At 45.1% G+C, this 19,510-nt stretch carries 14 protein-coding genes and 1 tRNA gene; 10 read left to right on the top strand and 5 right to left on the bottom strand.

The features are described 5' to 3' along the window. The first annotated feature begins 37 nt into the window (after positions 1-37). On the top strand, positions 38-706 hold the full coding sequence (locus AB4Z08_RS18445; RefSeq protein WP_441575236.1) for a hypothetical protein: 669 nt from the start codon (positions 38-40) through the stop codon (positions 704-706). 56 nt (positions 707-762) lie between these two features. Here the strand turns inward: AB4Z08_RS18445 and AB4Z08_RS18440 are convergent, their stop codons facing one another. Further along, entirely contained in the window at positions 763-1,356 is a 594-nt protein-coding gene (locus tag AB4Z08_RS18440) for a 2OG-Fe(II) oxygenase (RefSeq protein ID WP_441575235.1), read from the bottom strand. A gap of 177 nt (positions 1,357-1,533) precedes the next feature. Here AB4Z08_RS18440 and AB4Z08_RS18435 point away from each other — a divergent pair, with 177 nt between their 5' ends. The 5 genes from AB4Z08_RS18435 to AB4Z08_RS18415 all read left to right on the top strand — a co-directional run bounded on the left by AB4Z08_RS18435 (position 1,534) and on the right by AB4Z08_RS18415 (position 10,639). Then, positions 1,534-2,097 (top strand): RNA polymerase sigma-70 factor, encoded by a 564-nt coding sequence (locus tag AB4Z08_RS18435; RefSeq protein WP_441575234.1) that lies wholly within the window; start codon positions 1,534-1,536, stop codon positions 2,095-2,097. Positions 2,098-2,156: 59 nt separating this feature from the next. Next, positions 2,157-3,425, top strand: coding sequence for a FecR family protein (locus tag AB4Z08_RS18430; protein WP_441575233.1), 1,269 nt, complete (start codon positions 2,157-2,159; stop codon positions 3,423-3,425). Positions 3,426-3,580: 155 nt separating this feature from the next. Next, on the top strand, positions 3,581-6,943 hold the full coding sequence (locus AB4Z08_RS18425) for a TonB-dependent receptor (RefSeq protein ID WP_441575232.1): 3,363 nt from the start codon (positions 3,581-3,583) through the stop codon (positions 6,941-6,943). A 20-nt stretch (positions 6,944-6,963) separates the two neighbouring features. Beyond that, on the top strand, positions 6,964-8,604 hold the full coding sequence (locus tag AB4Z08_RS18420) for a RagB/SusD family nutrient uptake outer membrane protein (protein ID WP_441575231.1): 1,641 nt from the start codon (positions 6,964-6,966) through the stop codon (positions 8,602-8,604). Positions 8,605-8,647: 43 nt separating this feature from the next. After that, positions 8,648-10,639: a hypothetical protein gene (locus tag AB4Z08_RS18415; RefSeq protein WP_441575230.1), complete on the top strand. Its 1,992-nt coding sequence runs from the start codon at positions 8,648-8,650 to the stop codon at positions 10,637-10,639. Between the two features lie 268 nt (positions 10,640-10,907). Here AB4Z08_RS18415 and AB4Z08_RS18410 read toward each other — a convergent pair whose 3' ends face one another. Both AB4Z08_RS18410 and AB4Z08_RS18405 read right to left on the bottom strand, forming a co-directional pair. After that, positions 10,908-12,599, bottom strand: a complete 1,692-nt coding sequence (locus AB4Z08_RS18410; RefSeq protein WP_441575229.1) for a SusD/RagB family nutrient-binding outer membrane lipoprotein — start codon at positions 12,597-12,599, stop codon at positions 10,908-10,910. A 32-nt stretch (positions 12,600-12,631) separates the two neighbouring features. Then, positions 12,632-16,063, bottom strand: coding sequence for a SusC/RagA family TonB-linked outer membrane protein (locus AB4Z08_RS18405; protein WP_441575228.1), 3,432 nt, complete (start codon positions 16,061-16,063; stop codon positions 12,632-12,634). Positions 16,064-16,518: 455 nt separating this feature from the next. Between AB4Z08_RS18405 and AB4Z08_RS18400 the strand changes: the two genes are divergently transcribed. The 3 genes from AB4Z08_RS18400 (at position 16,519) to AB4Z08_RS18390 (ending at position 18,140) form a co-directional block, all read left to right on the top strand. After that, the gene (locus AB4Z08_RS18400) at positions 16,519-16,887 is read left to right on the top strand and encodes a YccF domain-containing protein (protein WP_441575227.1); all 369 of its coding nucleotides are present in this window, start codon (positions 16,519-16,521) and stop codon (positions 16,885-16,887) included. Positions 16,888-16,951: 64 nt separating this feature from the next. After that, positions 16,952-17,152, top strand: a complete 201-nt coding sequence (locus AB4Z08_RS18395) for a hypothetical protein (RefSeq protein WP_441575226.1) — start codon at positions 16,952-16,954, stop codon at positions 17,150-17,152. A 265-nt stretch (positions 17,153-17,417) separates the two neighbouring features. After that, positions 17,418-18,140 carry a nuclear transport factor 2 family protein gene (locus AB4Z08_RS18390; protein ID WP_441575225.1) on the top strand — a complete coding sequence of 241 codons (723 nt, stop codon included), beginning with the start codon at positions 17,418-17,420 and terminating at the stop codon, positions 18,138-18,140. Between the two features lie 37 nt (positions 18,141-18,177). Here the strand turns inward: AB4Z08_RS18390 and AB4Z08_RS18385 are convergent, their stop codons facing one another. Then, a complete protein-coding gene (locus AB4Z08_RS18385) occupies positions 18,178-18,756 on the bottom strand; it encodes a YdeI/OmpD-associated family protein (protein WP_441575224.1) in 579 nt (192 codons plus the stop codon). A gap of 114 nt (positions 18,757-18,870) precedes the next feature. On the opposite strand from AB4Z08_RS18385, the gene AB4Z08_RS18380 reads away from it, so the two are divergent. Beyond that, positions 18,871-18,946, top strand: a tRNA-Lys gene (locus AB4Z08_RS18380). Positions 18,947-19,058: 112 nt separating this feature from the next. On the opposite strand, the gene AB4Z08_RS18375 is transcribed toward AB4Z08_RS18380, so the two are convergent. Beyond that, positions 19,059-19,232, bottom strand: a complete 174-nt coding sequence (locus tag AB4Z08_RS18375) for a hypothetical protein (protein WP_441575223.1) — start codon at positions 19,230-19,232, stop codon at positions 19,059-19,061. Positions 19,233-19,510: the final 278 nt, after the last annotated feature.

The following is a 19,510-nucleotide window of genomic DNA, read 5'->3' as shown; positions in this document are numbered from 1 at the left end:
TAAAAAAGGGTAACTTGCGCGCCCTAATACCTATACCATGAGGAGTGTTCGTTTTTTAATATTAAATACGCTGATCTTTTTTTCGGGACTATACAGCAGTACATTATCTGCACAAAAAATTTTTGATAGCCGGCTGAACGGAGAAAGCTATTACAGCACCGGATACTATTACCTCCCTGATTCAACAAAGAAAAGCGGTTTGATAAAATATACTTTCGAGTCGCCCACCAGTTTCCGGTTTAAAGAATCTATTGACGCCAGGGCAGTCACTATTACTGCAGATGAGTGCATAGGATTTCATGAAGATGGCGATAAGGCAGATTTTCATACCCTTTCCAACATAAAACTACCAGTTAGCATGACAAACGCAAGGTTCTCCAAATGCTTTGCTGAATTGCGTATTGGCGGAGATCTCTGTTTGTACCTGGTTTATTTTGAGAAGAGCAAAGTGTGGGGAGGCACATCATTTGTTGCACCCGGTAACGGCTACTCACCGGGACCGCGAAGGGTTGCCACTTCCCGGTTCTTCCTGAAAAAGAAAAATGCTGATATCGTGCAGGAAGTCCCTAAAAAGGCAAAGCACTTCAAAAAAGAGCTGGCCGAATTTCTGTCCGATAAACCGGGTATTGTGGAGTTCATTAATAGCCACGACTATACGGATGACGAAATTGAAATGGTAGTACAGGCCTATAACTACAGTAAATAAAATTGATAAGGTGTGATCGCTGTTAAAGCGATCACACACTTCCTGATCTTTATACTTTACCGCTTCAACCAGCCCGTTATACTCATCCTGGGCTTATTCGTGAGCAATACTTCGTGTTCCAGCTCACTGCTTTTAAAGAAAACAGTTTTGCCACTGCTGGGATTTATATGCTGCTCATCGCCACTGGTATGATATATAGATAGCTGTCCGCCATCATCGGGGATCCAGTCGGTATTCAGATAGATAATCATAGAAAACTGCCGGCTATCATTATTGCGGAACTGATCCAGGTGCTTTTTATAAAAGCTGCCCGCTTCATAGAGCGTATAATGAAACTCATACCCGGTGATACCGGTATAACAGGACCGGTTCAGGTACAATATAAACTCGTCCATCACCGCAAAGAATGCATTTTCATGTGCATTGTTATGCTGTTTATCCAGCCAATAGATCACATCGCCGCGAACGGCTTTGTCATGCGCTACCAGTTGTTGATTGCCGGTACCTGCCGCCAGCATGCTTTTTTCGGAATAGAGATGTAACAGGTTTTCCTTTAAGTCGTTAGCAAGCTGAATACTTAAAAAATTTTCTGAGATACCTACTTTGCTTTCAATGAAGCTGTTGATCAATGTGTCAAAGGACTGTTGCAAAAAGAAGGAGAGATTATAGGGACAGAATTATCCGTAGTCCGGTGAAGGTAGCTGGAATTAAAGGATTTTGCACGGTTAATGGTTAATATTCTTTTATAACAGGTTAATATCTGATAGGATTTTATTTTTCAATCTCCTAATTTCACCGCGGAAGTATATTGAAACTTTCCCTGCCACATGACTGATAAACTGCGTGCTGAGCTACCGGAACAGGAAAAAGAAAAGCAATTCGCCACGTTATTTGAACTGTTTAATAACAGGTTGGTATTATTTGCCAAAGGGATGTTACCTGTTGGAGACGAAGCCGCCGACCTGGTACAGGAAGCCTTTGTGGCCCTGTGGCAACGGATGGATAGCTTCAGTGACCTGTCTGCCATCAAAGTATTTTTATATCTCACCGTAAAAAATAAATGCCTCAACATTTATAAACATGAAAAAGTAGTTCGCCGGTATAACAACACCCAACCACCCGCTCCGGAAGATAAACACCTCCTGCTCCGCCTTATAGAGGCAGAAGTAGCGGGAGAAGTACAACAGGCATTGCAGCAACTGCCACCCGGATGCCAGCAGGTAATACACCTCAGTTATTTTGAAGGACTGCGTAATCATGAAATCGCCGAACGTCTGCACGTATCCATTAACACGGTGAAAACACAGAAAAAACGTGCCCTGCGCCTGATGCGGGACATCCTTAATAGTCAGCCCTGCCAGCTGTTACTCCTCTTCGGAAAAATACTTTAAAAAAAATTGCTTTTCTTTTCACCCACTTTTTCTGACTGGTTGTTTATGCATCATCAGTTATGGAAGGTACCCGCAAAAATTTAGCAATCGCACAACTTATATCCCGGCAACTCACCGGGCAGATTACGCCTGCAGAAATGTTGGAGTTGCAAGCCTGGAGAAAGGAAGATCCTGATCATGAAGCACTGTGGCAACAGCTCACAGATCCTGATCACCTGAGCGAACGGGTAGCTCAACTGGATCAGCCGAATAACAGCGACGCATTTGCGCAGCTGATGCAACGCATTTACACGGATGGCGAAACCGCCAGGCAGCTGCAGGAGGACGCTGAGGTGTCCTCCCCCGCAGCAGCTCATTGGTCAGCAAAACGCTACTCCCGACTGCGGCCGCTGCTTCGATATGCCGCTATCATCCTTCCTTTGCTGGCAGCAGTTTCCACGGGATGGTATTTCTTCCATTTTCATCGTGCAGCTACTCATCCCCCGGCTGTTGCGCAGCAACGAAACCGTTTACCACAACAAGCGCCTAACACGGTGCAGCTCCTGATCGATGACCAGGAAGCGATTCCATTGAATAAAACAGGGGAACAAACGATCCGCGCCATGGATGGTACTATCGCCCGTAACGATGCAGGCAGCCTGCTGTATCCGGTAAATACCAACCGGACAGAAGGTACGGCCGTAGCACTGCAACAACTGGTTACACCAAAAGGAATGGATTATAAAGTAGTGCTCCCGGATGGTAGTCGTGTATGGGTGGGCGCTGCCACCAGCCTGCGCTTTCCTGCCGCATTTACGGGCAGGGAACGCAACGTGGAACTCAATGGGGAAGCGTATTTTGAAGTGGCCCCTGATGCGGCACATCCGTTTGTAGTACATACCAGCAAAACGGCTATACAGGTACTGGGTACCTCTTTTAATATAAAAGCGTATACAGGTGAACGTTATGAACGTACTACGCTGGTCAGCGGCGCCGTGAAAGTGAGTGCAGTAAACAGTCCCGAAAGTAAAGTATTGCAGCCCGGGCAGCAGGCACTTTCAGGAACTGGTCTTACCCTGCAAACCGCCGATATGGATGCAGTCCTCGCCTGGAAGAAAGGACTATTTATATTCCGTAGCGAGCCACTGTCGGGTATCCTCGATGAATTATCCAGGTGGTATAATGTTGTTATAGTAAAAGAAGCCGGAGTGGATCTGAATGCCCATTTCACCGGTCGAATTATAAGAAGTGAACAATTAAGCGAAATACTACAATTCCTGGAGACAACGGGTAAAGTACGTTTCTCACAGGAAGGACAACTGTTAAGGGTTTTACCTGGTCGTCCATAAATAATTAATCAACCAAGTATGTATAATTCCATGTAACCAGAATCAAAAAAACCGGGAATGCGCAAACACCCCCGGCTAATAATGCCAAACAACCTGTTTGTATTTGTGAAAAGGACACAGACAGGTATTGTCTAACTATTATGCTTAACAAAGTTATGAAAAAAAAAGCAAGCGCCGGGTACCTCCCGGACGACAAACTATTGCTGGTACTTATCTCCCGTACAATGCGACTTACCTTATTCCTTACGCTGGCATGTATACTGCAGTTACGTGCCGCCAGCTATTCCCAGGAAATTAAATTATCGGTCTCCCTGAAAGACGCTAAGATTTCCAGCCTGTTTAATTTTCTGCAACAAAAAAGTGATTACCAGTTTCTGTACAATGATGAAGATGTACAAAAGATGCCGGCCATCAGCGTATCCATGCATGATGCTACCATTGCGCAGATACTCGATGCCAGCTTCAACGGTCTACCACTGGGTTACCGTATCACCAACAAAACAGTAGTGGTATTTGAAGCACCCGCTAAAACGGCGATTGTACAGGAACACGTGATTACTGGTACCGTAAGAGATGCTGATGGCAAGCCCCTGGCTGGTGTGAGTATAGGACTGCAACATACCGGTAACGGTACGCAAACCGATGCGAACGGCCACTATAGCCTTCACCTGAAAGATGGTACCGGTATCCTGGTGTTTTCTTTTGTAGGATATCAGAAAAAAGAAGAAGCCATCCGTGGCAGAACGGCGATTAACGTAGTACTCGAAGCCAGCATCTCTGCATTGAATAATGTAGTAGTGATTGGTTATGGTACTAAAAAACAGGTAAATGTAACCGGCTCCGTTTCCAGTGTGAAGGGAGCAGAACTGAAACAAAGTCCTGCCCCGAACTTGTCCAACTCCCTCGCAGGCCGTATCACCGGCGTAATCGCCAATAACCGCAGTGGTGAACCTGGTAATGATTATTCCAGTATTCTCATCCGCGGTAAAGGTACGCTCAATGATAACAGCCCGTTGATTGTTATTGATGGGGTAGCCAATCGCGGTGCTTTCGAACGCCTCAACTCCGATGACATAGAAAGTATTACGGTGCTGAAAGATGCATCTGCAGCCATTTATGGCGCACAGGCGGCGAATGGAGTTATCCTCGTTACCACCAAAAGAGGCAAGCCCGGTAAACCTGTTATCTCCTATAATGGCAGCTATGGCCTGTCGCAGCCTACCTATATTACCAAGCTGCTGAATGCAGGGCAGTATGCTACCTACATGAATGAAAAATATGCCCGCTCCAACAAGCCCTTGCTTTTCACGGACGAGGATATACGAAAATATACAGATGGCAGCGATCCCCTGGGACATCCCAACACCGACTGGTACCATTCTGTGATCAAAAATTATTCTCCGCAGAATCGTCATGCGCTGTCGGTGAATGGTGGCAGTGATCGCGTGGACTATTTTATTTCCGGTGAATACCTTTACCAGGATGGGATTTATCGTAAGTCGGCCACCAACTTTCACCAGTATAATTTACGGTCAAATGTGGGCGCCAGCATCACCAAAAACCTGCGGGTAGCGGTAGATGTATCCGGCCGGGTGGAAGACCGTCATTACTCCAATTACAGCAGCGGATCTATTTTCGGTGAAACATTATCCGCGTATCCAACGTTGCCGGATTATTATCCAAATGGTTTACCCGGCCCAGGTTTGGCAGGTGGTCGTAACCCTGTGCTGATGGCCTCCGGTGCTACCGGTTACAATAAAGTAAAGGATTACTTTGTACAGTCGAACTTTTCTTTCGACCTCAAACTCCCGTCTATTACGCCTGGCTTATCCCTGAGTGGTTTGGCTGCATATGATTTCCAGTTTCATAACGATAAAGCTTTCCTTAATAACTGGGATGCATTTCGTTATGACCCTGCCGCCAAAGTTTATAACAACATCAGGAACGAACAGAAGCCAATGCAGCTGGACGAAGGTTTCAGAAATTATAACAATAAGACGTATAACATCAGGCTGGCCTATGAAAGAACATTCCATATGCACGATATCAGCGGATTTGTGGCCTATGAACAAAGCGAAGGATATAACGAAGGTATTACCGCGATGCGGAGAAATTTCCTGAGTGACCAGGTAGATCAGATTTCCCTGGGTGCTGATAAAGACAAGGACAACAGTGGTTCGGCAGGACAGGTAGCGCGTCAGAACGTATTTGGAAGGGTGAGCTATGGCTATGCAGATAAATACCTGGCGGAAGTGATATTGAGATATGATGGTTCTTTTAACTTCCCTAAAAACAGCAGATGGGGAACGTTTCCTGGTGTATCTGTAGGCTGGCGCATTTCAGAGGAACCCTTTTTTAAGAACAACATCACGTTGTTGGATCAGTTGAAAATAAAGGCATCCTGGGGTAAAATGGGGAATGATAAAATCGATCCTTACCAATACATCTTACAATATAATAAAGATAATGGTGTGTATTTCGGCGATGATCCGCAAAGGGTGCCTGGTCTTTCTGCCGGTATTTCTCCTAATCCAAATATTACCTGGGAGGTAGCAGAAACTAAGAATATCGGTCTGGAATCTTCTTTCCTCAAAGGAATGTTTACACTGAATGTAGACTATTTTACTTCACGCCGTTCCAATATCCTGGTGGCGCGTAATGCTTCTATACCGGCATCTACGGGGCTCACCGGCAGTTTACCTCCGGAGAATATCGGGATTGTCAACAAGCATGGATTTGAAGTGGAAGCAGCACATCACTTCCGGGTGAATAAAGACTTTAGCTATAATGTTGGTGTCAATTATACTTATGCACAAAACAAAGTAGTATTCAATGATGAAGCAGCAGGTACACCGGCATGGCAGCGGATACAGGGCCATCCGATGAATTCCTGGTTAATATATAAAACACAGGGCATCTACCATACACAGGCCGAAATTGATGGCTCTATACATCCGGCAGGTACGCAGCCAGGTGATGTCCGCTATATAGATGTGAATGACGATAAAAAAATTACCTCCGATGACCGGGTAAGGGTATTCGAAAGTGCCAATCCTACCAGCATTTATGGTATTACTTTGGGCGCTAATTATAAAGGCATTGGTTTAAACATTCTGTTGCAGGGACAGGGCGGCGCTAAAATGCTGATCCTGCCTTCCCAGAATGGCGGCGCGTTAACACCACCATTATGGATGTACGAAGATCGCTGGACAGCCGCCAACCCTAATGGCAGCATGCCCGCATCTTTTGATCGCGACAATGATATCACCAACCGTCAGTCTGATTTCTGGCTGAGGAATGCTTCTTTTCTGCGTCTTAAAACGGTGGAATTATCTTACACTTTCCCTGCTACGTTTCTCTCCCGTTTAAACCTGCAATACCTGAGAGTATATGCAAATGGCTTCAACCTGGCGGTGTTCAGCCACGTGAAGAAGTATGATCCGGAGCTGAATGCGGTAACGGGTAACTACTATCCTCAAACGAGGATCTTTAACATGGGTGTGAATATTTCTTTGTAATCATTAATTAATCAGCAATCATGAACAAAACGATATATAAACTTTTTGTAGGCGGCTTTTGTGTGTGTATGGGACTATCTGCCTGTAATAAAGACTTACTGGATAAACAGCCTCCGATGAGCTATTCAGACGAGGTGATGTGGTCTGATCTGCGGTTGGTGGAAGCATATGTGAATTCGAGATACTGGATACTGCCGCATTTTATTGATGCCTCTAGCAAAGCCAGTACTACGGGTCTTTCCGGCGCCTCCGATGAAGGATATGATCACTGGAACTACGAAGGGGAGTTTCGCTTTAACCTCGGACAGATTACACCGGATTATACCGGTCTTGATAACTGGACCGATGATTATGCATATATCCGCAGCTGTAATATCTTTTTTGAAAGAATAACAGGGGTAAAGGGAGATGAAACGCTTAGAAGCCGTTTAATTGGTGAGATGAAGTTTATCAGGGCCTGGTGCTACTTTGACCTGTTATCCCGCTATGGTGGGGTACCATTGATTACCAAATCCTATACTATTGCCGACAAGAATTTCACCGTAAAAAGAAATACCTATGATGAGGTGATGGCTTTTGTTATAAAGGAGCTGGATGAGGCTTTACCAGGATTACCATTTACTTATAATAGTGCTAATACCGGCCGCGTTACCAAAGGGGCGGTGCTGGCCTTTAAATCCAGGGCGCTGTTGTATGCTGCGAGCAAGCTGCATAATAGTAATCCTGTTGATCCCAACAAATGGAAACTGGCTGGAGATGCGGCCAAAGCAGTCATAGACCTGGCAGATCAGGGATACTACCGGCTGGATCAGCGGGCAGATTACAAGCAGATCTTCCTGGATAAGAAAACGCCGGAAGCGATTTTTTCCTTTGGTATGAACGCTACCTATGCAGATAACTCGATAGATGTTTATATTTATCCTAACGGATCACATGGCTATTCCGCCTATGTGCCTTCGCAGAATATAGTAGACGCTTTTGAAATGAAGAGCGGTAAAATGATTACTGATCCTGCATCCGGATATGATGCGGCCCACCCGTATGATAACCGTGATCCACGTTTTTATGCCAATATTTTATTTAATGGTGCACCATTCAAAGGCCGTAATGTAGAGTACTTTACCGGCGGCATGGATAGTCCGCAGAGCAGTGTAGACAGCTGGAACGCCAGCTTCACCGGCTATAACTGGCGTAAGTATGCAGATGAAACCAACACCAACATATTTGGTGGCAGTGCGCAGAACTGGATTGCTTTCCGACTGGGTGAAATTTATCTTAACTACGCAGAAGCTGCTTTTGAGCAGCATGATGAAGTAACGGCCCGCAAGTACCTGAACCTGGTACGTTCCCGCGCCAGTGTGCAGTTGCCGGATGTTATCGCTACCGGTGAGGAGCTAAGAGAAAGGATCTATCATGAAAGGGCTATAGAGCTGTGTTTTGAAGGACATCGCTTTTTTGATGTGCGCCGCTGGAAGATTGCAGAGGTAACCGATAATTTACCATTGAAAAGAGTGAGTATTGAAAAGAAGGCAGATGGTACTTTTAAGTATACCTATCTTACTTTGCAGGATCGGAAATTTAACGTGAATAACTACCTATTCCCTATACCTAAAGAAGAGATGAATAAAAATAGTGAGTTGACGCAGAATCCGGGTTATTAATTACATTCGTCCATTGTTTGCCCTCTTCTTAAAATAGTTTTACATGAATACCATCAGATTTTTCCTGGCAGTGGCATGCTGGTTATGTATTACAGGATATGTGTATGCGCAGTCGCCCCGCTGGGCACTGGCGGCAGACGGCGGTATCCGCTGGACCGTAGCCGGTGCTCCCGCGCATACGGATCATATTGAAATGAGTGGCAAACAGCTTTCTGCTATTATTATCTATGGTACAAATGATCAGCAGGAGCTGCTGTTAAAGAAGCAGCTGGTGTTTCCTATGCTGCGCACCATTCCCAATAACACACATGCCAGTCTGAAAACGAATTTCGATGGTACAGAACTACCGGCTATTACAGCAAACGGCCTGCCGTTGAAAGTATCACCGGAAGATTTTTATTTAAAAGGATTTTTGAGCATACATTCCCGCACCAACACAGATCTAACGGTGACGGATGTATTATTTCCATCGGTAGACAAAGCAGGATTCATTCAATCACGGGAACTGGTAAATAATGGCGCCCATGCCTGCCGTGTACAAATCGATAGTCTCGTGAGTGAACTGCATACTGCGGCAGATAAAGGTGTATACGGGGAATATGTGATCCGCTCGGAAGTAACCGGTTATGGCAGTTTTGAGCTGGCGCCGGGAGAGAAGCATTCGATCGCGGTTATTTATAGCGCCCGTAAAGTCAGTACGCCTGCCTATTATTTTTCGCCGGCTTATGAGCTGTTGCGCAGAACTGCTTTTGTGCAGGAGCTGATGCAGGACCTTGTACTGGAAACGCCTAACGATACTATTAACCGGGGTTTTGCTTTTGCCAAGATCCGGGCTACCGAAAGTATTTATGATACCAAAGCCGGTTTAATGCATGGCCCTGGCGGCGGCGCCTATTATGCTGCCATCTGGGCAAACGATCAGGCAGAATACGCCAACCCGTTTTTCCCTTTCCTGGGTAATGCCAATGGTAATGAATCGGCGGCGAATAGTTTCCGTTTATTTGCCCGCTATATGAATGCAGCGTACCAGCCTATTCCCAGTTCTGTGATTGCAGAGGGAGATGGGTACTGGAACGGTGCCCGCGACCGCGGCGATCAGGCTATGATTGCTTATGGGGCGGCACGTTTTGCGCTGGCTTCGGGTGATAAGACTATTGCAAAACAGTTGTATCCGTTGATCAACTGGTGCCTGCAATACCTGGAGTTGCACAAAAGGCCGGATGGTATAATTACTTCCGATGCCGATGAACTGGAAGGCCGGTTTCCGGCGGGGAAAGCTAACTTGTCTACCAACGCCCTGGCCTACGGTGCCTACGAGAGTGCGGCCTACCTGGCTACTGCACTTGGCAATAAGGATACCGCAGCATTGTATCATCAACGTGCCAAACAACTGGGCGCTGATATAGAACATTTCTTCGGACATACCGTGCAGGGTTTTGATACCTATCGTTATTACGAAGAAAATACGGTGTTACGTTCCTGGATCTGTTTACCCCTGGTAATGGGCATCAATGAACGCCGTGACGCAACGATGAAAGCGTTGTTGTCGCCATACCTGTGGACCAGCAATGGCATCCTCACCGCAGCAGGGGATCATACTTTCTGGGATCGGTCAACTTTATATGCTTTCCGCGGACTTTTCTTTGCGGGAGCTACGGATACCACCCTGAAATACCTGGCTTATTATACCCGGCAGCGTTTACTGGGAGAGCACGTACCTTACCCGGTAGAGGCCTGGCCAGAGGGTGATCAGCGACATCTTTCCGCAGAAAGTGCGTTGTATTGCCGTGTGATTACAGAAGGACTTTTTGGCATCGTGCCCACGGGATTACGGGAGTTTGATATGTGTCCGCGTTTGCCAGCCACCTGGAATAATATGGCGCTGCGGCATATCCGGGCATTTGATGCTGATATGGATATTGTGGTAAAACGTTCGGGTAAGCAATTGAAGGTAACGGTGATGAATAAAGGAAAAGTAGTGACTGAAAGGAATTGGAATGGAAAAGATGTGATTCCGGTGGTGTTGCCGGATTAGTCGTTAAAATTTCAACTATTAAAAAAGAGGGCATGTATAAGATAGTGCAGTCACTTACTTCTCTTATTGAACGGTCATAAATAAGTGTGTCTCCGCGAAGGCCGTGGTATATGATCTTTGTTCTTCCATTTTCATCTGTTCTTGTATAAACGTTCCGGAGATTTTCATTCTCTGATAACATTTCTTCTGCCCCTGCATAATAATAAAAAAGAAGAGGCCGGCCCATTTAATTATGGGCCGGCCTCTTCTTTTTTATTATCCTTTACCTTTATTGTCCTTTACCAAAATCAGGTGCTGATTTATCGTACCATATTCTTTGTGAGCTAAGCGTTGGCAAATCCTGCGCATTGGGTGTAAAGCCCTGTTGCTGCATGGCGGCATTCCAGTTAGCGCGGTTTACTTCTCCCGGATCCAGTAACCAGAAGCGGCGCGGTATTAATTCATTAAAGGTTTCCCTGGCATAATACGCAGATGCATTTTTAGGGTAGCCAGTGCGTCTGCAAAAGACATACGCTTCATTGGGCTGCCGGTAAAAGCTCAGGTATTCCTGTATGTAGATGCGTTCCAGGTTATTGCTGCCATTGAATTTTACGTTGGCGTTATTCAGGTAGTTACCGATTTCTGTAGATCCATCGCCGGTATAGGCGGTGGCAGATCCTGCTGCAACAGCAATGGCATTATTGGTTTGAATAGAAGCAGTAACCCCTTTTTTGTACCAGTCTTCTGCTGTACCTTTTGTATCTACTCCACCTGCATATCCTTTCTGGATAAATTCTGCGATATAAAAACAGGTTTCTGCATACGTTACAGAAACATCCAGGAAATTATCTTTTGACTGATTAAGTTTTGGAGAGAAGAATTTACGGTTGATCGCTGATATCAGGTTGTACTTGGTAAAAGGACCAATACTAAATGAGTTGCCGATATAAGCGGCTACGGTAGGATTGGTGGTCCAATCGGCCGGGCCTCCCTGGAACTGGATCAGCGGATCGTTTGGATTAATAAATGCAGGAAGGGTGACATTGTAGAAAGCAAGACTATCTTTATACGTACCTACCAAATCATTTTTTTCAAAATATACCGGTAGCCGCGGATCGTTACTTTTTTTAAGGAACGTCATAATGGAAGTGGTAGCATAGCGGCGACTGCGATAATCAATGTCGGTGCTGTTTCCAAACGGTGAATAGGTACTGTTTAGATATTTGACCTGTGAATCATCGCCGTTGATAGCGCCCGTCGGATCTTTTAACACTTCCTGGAAGATGGTTTTACATTTTGCATTGTCTGCATTTTCCAGCCTGGCGGCTATTCTGAGCTTCAGTGTATTGGCGAGCTTCACCCATTTAACCCAATCGCTCTGGTAAAAGATATCTGATTGTGAGTAAGTGACCTGGGTAGGCAGCGTGTTATCTGATAATACTTTGATGGCATCATTCAGTTGGGCGAGCCAGTTATTAATTAAGGCAGACTGCTCATCAAACACCGGGCTGTACATCGCATCATAGCGCCCTTCTATCGCCTGTGTATATGGAATGGAGCCGTTCATATCTGTTACCTTGAGACCATGCAACACCTGTAAAATGTAGGTGACCATTTTTATTTTCTGGTACTGGTCTTTATTAGGCATGAGTTCCACCTGTTTTCTTATTTCAAAAAGATTAGGCAGAATCTGCAGGTAGTAAATATTATAGCGGGTATTTACATTGCCGGTGATTTCATACGGGCTGGTGGTGACAGACTGCGTAAAGCGCATGAGTTGTTCCATGCTTTCGTATACCCATTCTGTTCCCTGGTAGGTGATGATTTTATCCTGCGAAAAGCTAAGGAGGAATTTAACATCCGGCTTGGCTACAAGGCTGGGATCTGTATTGATATCGCCAAAATTTTTGGAGCAGGAGCTGCTGCCCAGCAGTGCCAATAGTATGCAGTATTTTATAGATCGGTTTATTATTTTTTTCATGGTCGTTGTTTTTAGTAAGTACAATTTTTTACCTAGAAGCCCACCCGGATAGTGCCTGCAATGGAGCGTACCATGGGTAGAAATCCTTCTTCCCCGGAGAATGCCGTATTGTTGGAGTTGTTGGATGCCGGGTTGTAATTATAAGGCAGTGAATTGTACAGGTATAATAAATCACGTCCTACTATAGCGACACTGAGATTGTTGAGCATCATTTTTTTGCAGAGTTGTGGAGAGAACTGGTAGGCCAGTGATACCTGCCGCAGCGAGATCCACGAGTTCTTTTTAATCCAGTAATCGGATACGCCGGTAGAAGAAGAGCCATAGCGATAGTAGAACTGTGGCGCATGGCTAGGTTCCACATAGCCTTTATCATAGGCTTGCTGATAGGTCATACCACCTACATTTACCTGTGTACCATTAGGCTGGGTAATCATTTGCCCTTTGGCAAATACACCATCGGGTATCAGACCGTCATCATACACCTGTTGATCATATCCACTTTTCCAGGTAATGCCACCGTGTTCTGCATCTCTGCCGGCAAGGGTATTAGGGAATACGCCGGTATGTGTACCATAGCGGTAGGTGAGGAGTACAAAGTCTCCACCGAATTTACCATCCAGTAATATGTTCAGTGAAATATTTTTGTACCGGAAAGTATTGCCCCATCCCGCACGGAATTTGGCGTTGATATCTCCTACATCCTGTAAAGTATTGCTGCGGACTGGGAACCCGGTGCGGCCATCTGAACGCCAGGCCAGTTCTGGTTTGCCGTTGTTGGGATCTGCGATTGGTTTTCCATTGGCATCAGTAGCCTGATAGGCTTTGGAGTGGATAAGTGTACGGAGGGTGCCATAGGACTTACCTACTACAGCCCAGGTACTGATTTCTCCAATATTCGCTTTCAGGTCATATTCGGATCTGCCGGGGGCCAGGTCCACGATCATATTCCTGTTAAGAGAGTAATTTACATTGGTGTTCCATTCGAAGTTTTTTGTTTTAACAGGGGTACCATCGATCGTAATTTCCAGGCCACGGTTCCGGATGTTTCCGGCATTGATGATGACACCTTCCAGGCCGGATTCCGGAGGAGTGCCTATGTCCAGGATTTGTTTTTTGGTGTTGTCCTGGTATACAGAAACATCAAATCCTATCCTGTTTTTGAGGAAGCGCATTTCTACCCCCAGCTCTTTGGCGATCTTTCGTTCTGGTTTCAGGTTGGGCTGCAGGGCTATAATTTTACCGGTGAGCGGATCGGGATAGCGACTGTAGGTAGAGATAGGAATATCTACGCCGAGGGATTCTGTGTAGCCGTTAAATGCGAACCCTGGGTTGATGGTGAAAGGATCTGTATCATTACCCAGCCAGGCAATATTGCCTCTGAATTTACCGTAGGTAATCCATTCCGGTAGTTTAAATGTTTCTGAAAATAGCCAGGAAAGACTTACTGCGGGATAGGTATAAAAGAAGTTACCGGTACCATTTGTATAAGTCAATGCGGAAGACCAGTCGCCCCGGAAAGTTCCCTGCAGGAATAATTGATTTTTCCAGGCCAGATCAGCGCTGGCATAAATGGAGTTGAAAGCTTTTTTGCTTTTCAGGCCGCCTTGTGCAATTGGTTTATTAACAGAGTTGGCGAGGAAGTAGTTGCCTGGATAACTCAGGCCTCCATCGGTTTTGCTGTAGTTGTAAGTAGTTTGAAACCGTTGGGTTTCTCCGCCGACGTAGCCGCTGAGGTCCAGGTCTTTCGTCAGACTTTTGTTGACCATTGCCATCCATTTCAGGAAATAGCTTTCTTTGCTGGTATGTCCCAGGCCATACAAGCCGCCGTTGAAATTCGGATTCTGTCCGAGTTCTTTGTCTTCATTCCTGGTGTAGAGGTTATTGACATTTCCTTCCAGCACCACTCTCAGCCACGGATTGATAGTAGCAGTAAGGGCTACGCGACCGCGGATGGTTTGTTCGTTCTGGAGATATTCATTTTCAAAGAGGTTGAACCAGAATCGTGATTCCGGTGCTTTATTAGGTTCATTGGGATCTGCCGGGTTGGGTGTTCCACCCAGGACGCTGGTATATTTATCTTTCTGCATCCAGTATTTGGTATCATAGTTACGTGGGAGCAGCCAGGTGAATAGTTTACCAAAATTATAGGAGGCGAAAGCGTCGAGTCCTCCAAGCCTGGGTGGATTTCTGCCGGAGAAATCGGTATAGTTGGCGCTGACATCGGCGCTCAGCCATTTGTTGACGATATGTGTAACGTGTAAGTCTATACTATTTTTAAGCAGACTGTTTTTAGCAACAATACCTTCGCTCTGGTCGCGGGTATAAGACACCCGGAAGGTGGAGCGATCGTTGCCGCCGTCGAGCGATATGTTGGTAGCAGAGCCATGGCCGGTTTGAAAGGCGTCCATGAAGTTGTTGGGCTGGGCTACATATTTGGTAGGGGTACCATCATAGTTGATCACATCCTGTCCGGCGAAGCGGGGACCCCAGTTTTCCAGTTCCCTGCCTATCTGCCGGTCGATATATGGTTTGCCGGTAACTGGATCTGTCGGAAACACTTTAGTTCTCCAGTTTTCGGTGGGTTTGTAGTTCTGGTCACGGCTATCGGTATAGAATGCCCCTACTGTTCCTCCGCCGTATTCATTCTGGAAATCGGGGCCGGAGTAGGGTTGAAAAACATTCACCGTCTGACTAACGTTAATGCCTAAACCTTTTCTTTCATGTCCTTTTTTGGTAGTGATCAGGATAACACCGTTGATGGCGCGGGAGCCGTAGAGGGCGGCGGCAGAAGATCCTTTTAGTACCGTAACGCTTTCAAAGTCTTCCATGTTCAGGTTTTTCAGGTCGTTACCGAAGTCGCGTCCTGTACCATTGAACGTATTGTTTTCAATAATCACCCCATCTATCACAAAAATGGGTTGGTTATTATTTCTCAGGGTGGAGTTACCGCGTATCACGATTTTGGTGCTTCCAAAAAGGCCACCGGCGCCCTGGTCTATCTGAACACCTGCTACTTTACCTTGCAGGGCGTTTACAGGATTTACTTCATTGGTGACTGCAAGGTCGGCGCCTTTGATTTCCGTAGTGGCATATCCCAGGCTCTTTTTCGCTTTGGTGATACCCAGCGCTGTTACCACCACTTCGCCGAGTTGTTTATTGTCTTCTACCAACGCAACGTTGATGATTGTCTGGTTATTGATGGGGACTTCCTGTTTGACAAATCCAACGGCATTAAATACGAGGGTGCCATTGCCTGGTGAGTTGATAGAATAAATGCCCTGGGCATCGGTGATAGCGCCTGTTTTAGTGCCTTTCAGCAACACAGACACACCTGGAATAGCTTCTTTGTTGGCGGCGGTAACTTTACCGGTCACCCTGATGTTTTGTGCAAATGCTGCCGTGCAGCAGAGAAGAAGGTACAACGAGATAGCCCTGCGTTTGCAGGAATGTAGAAATTTCCACATACATTTTTTTTTAGAGGTTGATAAATATTTACGGCTATAGCTGAATATTTGCGTGCGATTTGCTCATTGAGTCATGGTGGCTTTTTTACGGCTACGATTGATAATTACAGGTATACTATTTACTGTTTTGGAAAGGGAATGTTACATTGTCCACTCTAAAGAACACTTTTATGATTTAAATGTTCGGCTGGTCAGGATAGTTTTTAATAGAATTCCGCTTCTATATGCGCGAATATAACAGCAGCCGGGAATAATCAGCAGTCAGGTGCCGTTAGTGTTGCTCCATTCCGTCAGCGATAAAGGTGCTGTTTTCCTGCCAGGGAATACTTTGTGCGGGTTGTAAAATTTCGATACCGCCATGCTTCAGGTACTATTCTGTCATAAAAACACTTGTTTTTTGGGAAAAATTATCAAGTATTTTCCTGAATATCCCTCTTCCGTTTTACATTTGGGATATGAACTTACTCGGCAATATCCTATGGCTCATCTTTGGTGGCCTTGTTACATTTCTGCAATATATGGTCAGCGGTCTATTGCTTTGTCTGACTATTATCGGTATCCCCTTTGGGCTCCAATGTTTTAAGATAGGTTTCTTTACCCTGATGCCTTTTGGGCGGCAGGTGCGGGATGTACCTGGACAAACGGGGTGTTTGTCTACCATTTTTAACATTATCTGGATATTTATCGGGGGCATCTGGATTGCACTGGCACATCTTGGATTTGGCTTATTACTGGCGATCACCATCATCGGGATACCCTTTGCCCGTCAGCATTTTAAGCTGATGAGCCTGAGTTTTACCCCGTTTGGTAAGGAAATTTATTAACGGTTGTGTATGCCGTTGTTGGCATGACTATTGGTTTTCTATATTTCGGACTAAAACGGGAAATATGAAAAAGATATTATTCGCAGCAGCAGCTGTTGGTACAGCAGCATCCCTGGTTATATTGTATCTCAAAAAACGTCATCAGGGAGAAAATCTATTGGAAGATGCCAAAGATGCCATGAAGGAATCGGCAGGTACCATGCGTAAATATATGCGCAAAGCGAAAAATGACGCAGATGGCGTTTACAGCAATGCCATGGGCTGAGTTCCAGCATTTATAAAAGCAATCGAAGCGCGTCCGGTATCCGGGCGCGTTTTTTTTGTTCAAGGCAAATCTGCGTTTATTCCAAATAAAAGAGTAGGTTTACAGCATAATAATTATCTCCACATATCATATCAGGATTGTCAAAAATCCGCCTTCCCCGAAAAGGAACAGGATTTCCTTTCACTAATTTTCCCTTGCTATATCACTAATTTTTCCGGCGCTACAGCGCTACGGGCAAGCTTTTGCCTTTAAAATAATTACTTACATGAGTACTACAGATAATAAAGCCATTGTATTGGCCGCATTCAAACATCTTATTGGAGAACGGAATCCGGATGTAATTGATACATATCTGCACGATGCCTATATTCAGCACAGCCCCATGGTAAAAGACGGTAAAGCAGGGCTGCTGGAGGCATTACAGCACCTGAAGAAAATGCCGCCACCGCCGGTCAACAGTAAATCACCGGTGGTGCGTACCATTGCTGATGGTGAATACGTAATGGTGCATATGGACGTAGCGTTTATGGGCAAAAAAATGGCCATTGTGGACCTTTACCGCCTCGAAGAGGGGAAGCTGGCTGAACACTGGGATGCTACGCAGGAGCAACCGGTATATGCTCCCGGCGATGTGACGATGACAGGTGGTACCACTACCATCACGGATATTGGGAAGACTGGGGAGAATAAGACACTGGTAGCGGATTTTTTTCGTCACCCCGAAGCCGTTTTTCTGGCGCCGGACTATATTACGCATGATCCTTTACAATTCCGGCTGGACAAGCAGTTGGCGGAGCAGGGGCCGGTGATGGTTCATCGCATTATAGGAGAAGGTGACTTTGTACTGGTGCAATGGACGGGAAAGCGGGAAGAGGCGCCGGCTGTTTTTTATGATATCTGCAGACTGGAAAATAATCTGCTGACAGAACATTGGCGGGTGTCGCAGGTTATTCCTGCTATTCTTCCTCATGCAAATGGGATGATATAAGTACTATCGACCAGGCCGTTAAAATAAAACGGCCTGGTTAATAAAATTTCTCCTGCTTTGCCAGCATCTCAATAAAAGTAGTGATGCGTTTGGCTCTTGTTTCCGGTTTTTTTGCATTTTGCAACCTGAAATAGATAGCGAATAAATTTTGTTTATTCAGGGTATCGAAGAATGCCAGGGCTTTTTTATTTTTTTTCAGCGCTGCCATGAAATCCTCCGGGATGGTGGCCTTGCTGCCTGCAGCATATGCATTTTCCCAACGTCCGTCTGCTTTGGCTGCTTCTACCTGGGCAATACCTGCGGGTTTCATTCTCCCTTCGGCAGTGAGACGTTCAATATGTTTGGTGTTTTTTTCTGACCAGATGCTTTTTGCGCGTCGGGGTGTAAATTTCTGGAGGAAGGATACTTCGTCTTTTGACTTTTTTATACCATCTATCCATCCATAACAGAGGGCTTCTTCCAGTGCCTGGTCATAATTAATAGAAGGGATTTTAGAATTTTTTTTATAGATGATCAGCCATATACCTTCTGTTTGCGTATGATTGCTTTTCAGCCACTTCTCCCATTGTTGCTGGGTTTCGAAGGATAGTTCCGGTATTTCTTTAGGTGTTGTCATACAGATAAAGATACAGCATTGATTAGCGTGTATGCATTGGAGTTATGACTTTTTTTAAAATAAATTTGGAAGTATTGAATTAATTCCTACTTTTGCACTCCCATTAAATGAAACGATTCCCTAGCTCAGTTGGTAGAGCAATACACTTTTAATGTATGGGTCTTGGGTTCGAGTCCCAAGGGGATCACCAGATGGGACAAGCTAGAAATATCTACGCTTGTCCCATTTTCTTTTTGCTTGAAAGCCTTATCTATATTGTAAATTACCTGTGCTGCATAATTCAATCTGCCGGTTCGATATACCTACCCAGTAAAAACTAATTTTTCAGGAAATATCGAACCAATTATCTTCCGCTTCTTCTCAATGTCTCCATTATCGTAAAGGGTATCTAATTGAGCGATATTTTCCATTCCTTTTTCAAGAATGCCGTCTATGTTGTATGTCTTTTGTGGTACCTCAGAAAGACGGTTTTCCAATTTTATAATTGCTTTTCATATTCCTCTTTACCTTCCTTGTAGTCTTCATGGGTGATTTTTTTTGGAATAACTGCTCTTATTAGTTCTGAATATGCCTTGATGTGTTCTAAAAGGTTTTTTCTTTCATCTTTAATGCCTTTGGTTTGGGATGTTTACTCTGTACCTGTACAAGTAAATAGAAAGGTGCTTTCTAATCCTAATTTTTGTCCATCATTTACTAACGGTTTCATCTTCCCTGAAATAATCACCTCAAACGTCTATGTCTCTATTGCTTATCA

This window comes from Chitinophaga sp. RAB17, from assembly GCF_052114225.1.
In the GTDB taxonomy this organism is placed as follows: domain Bacteria; phylum Bacteroidota; class Bacteroidia; order Chitinophagales; family Chitinophagaceae; genus Chitinophaga.
The sequence above is the reverse complement of the archived record's forward strand: the minus strand, read 5'-3'. Positions and strand labels throughout refer to the sequence as shown.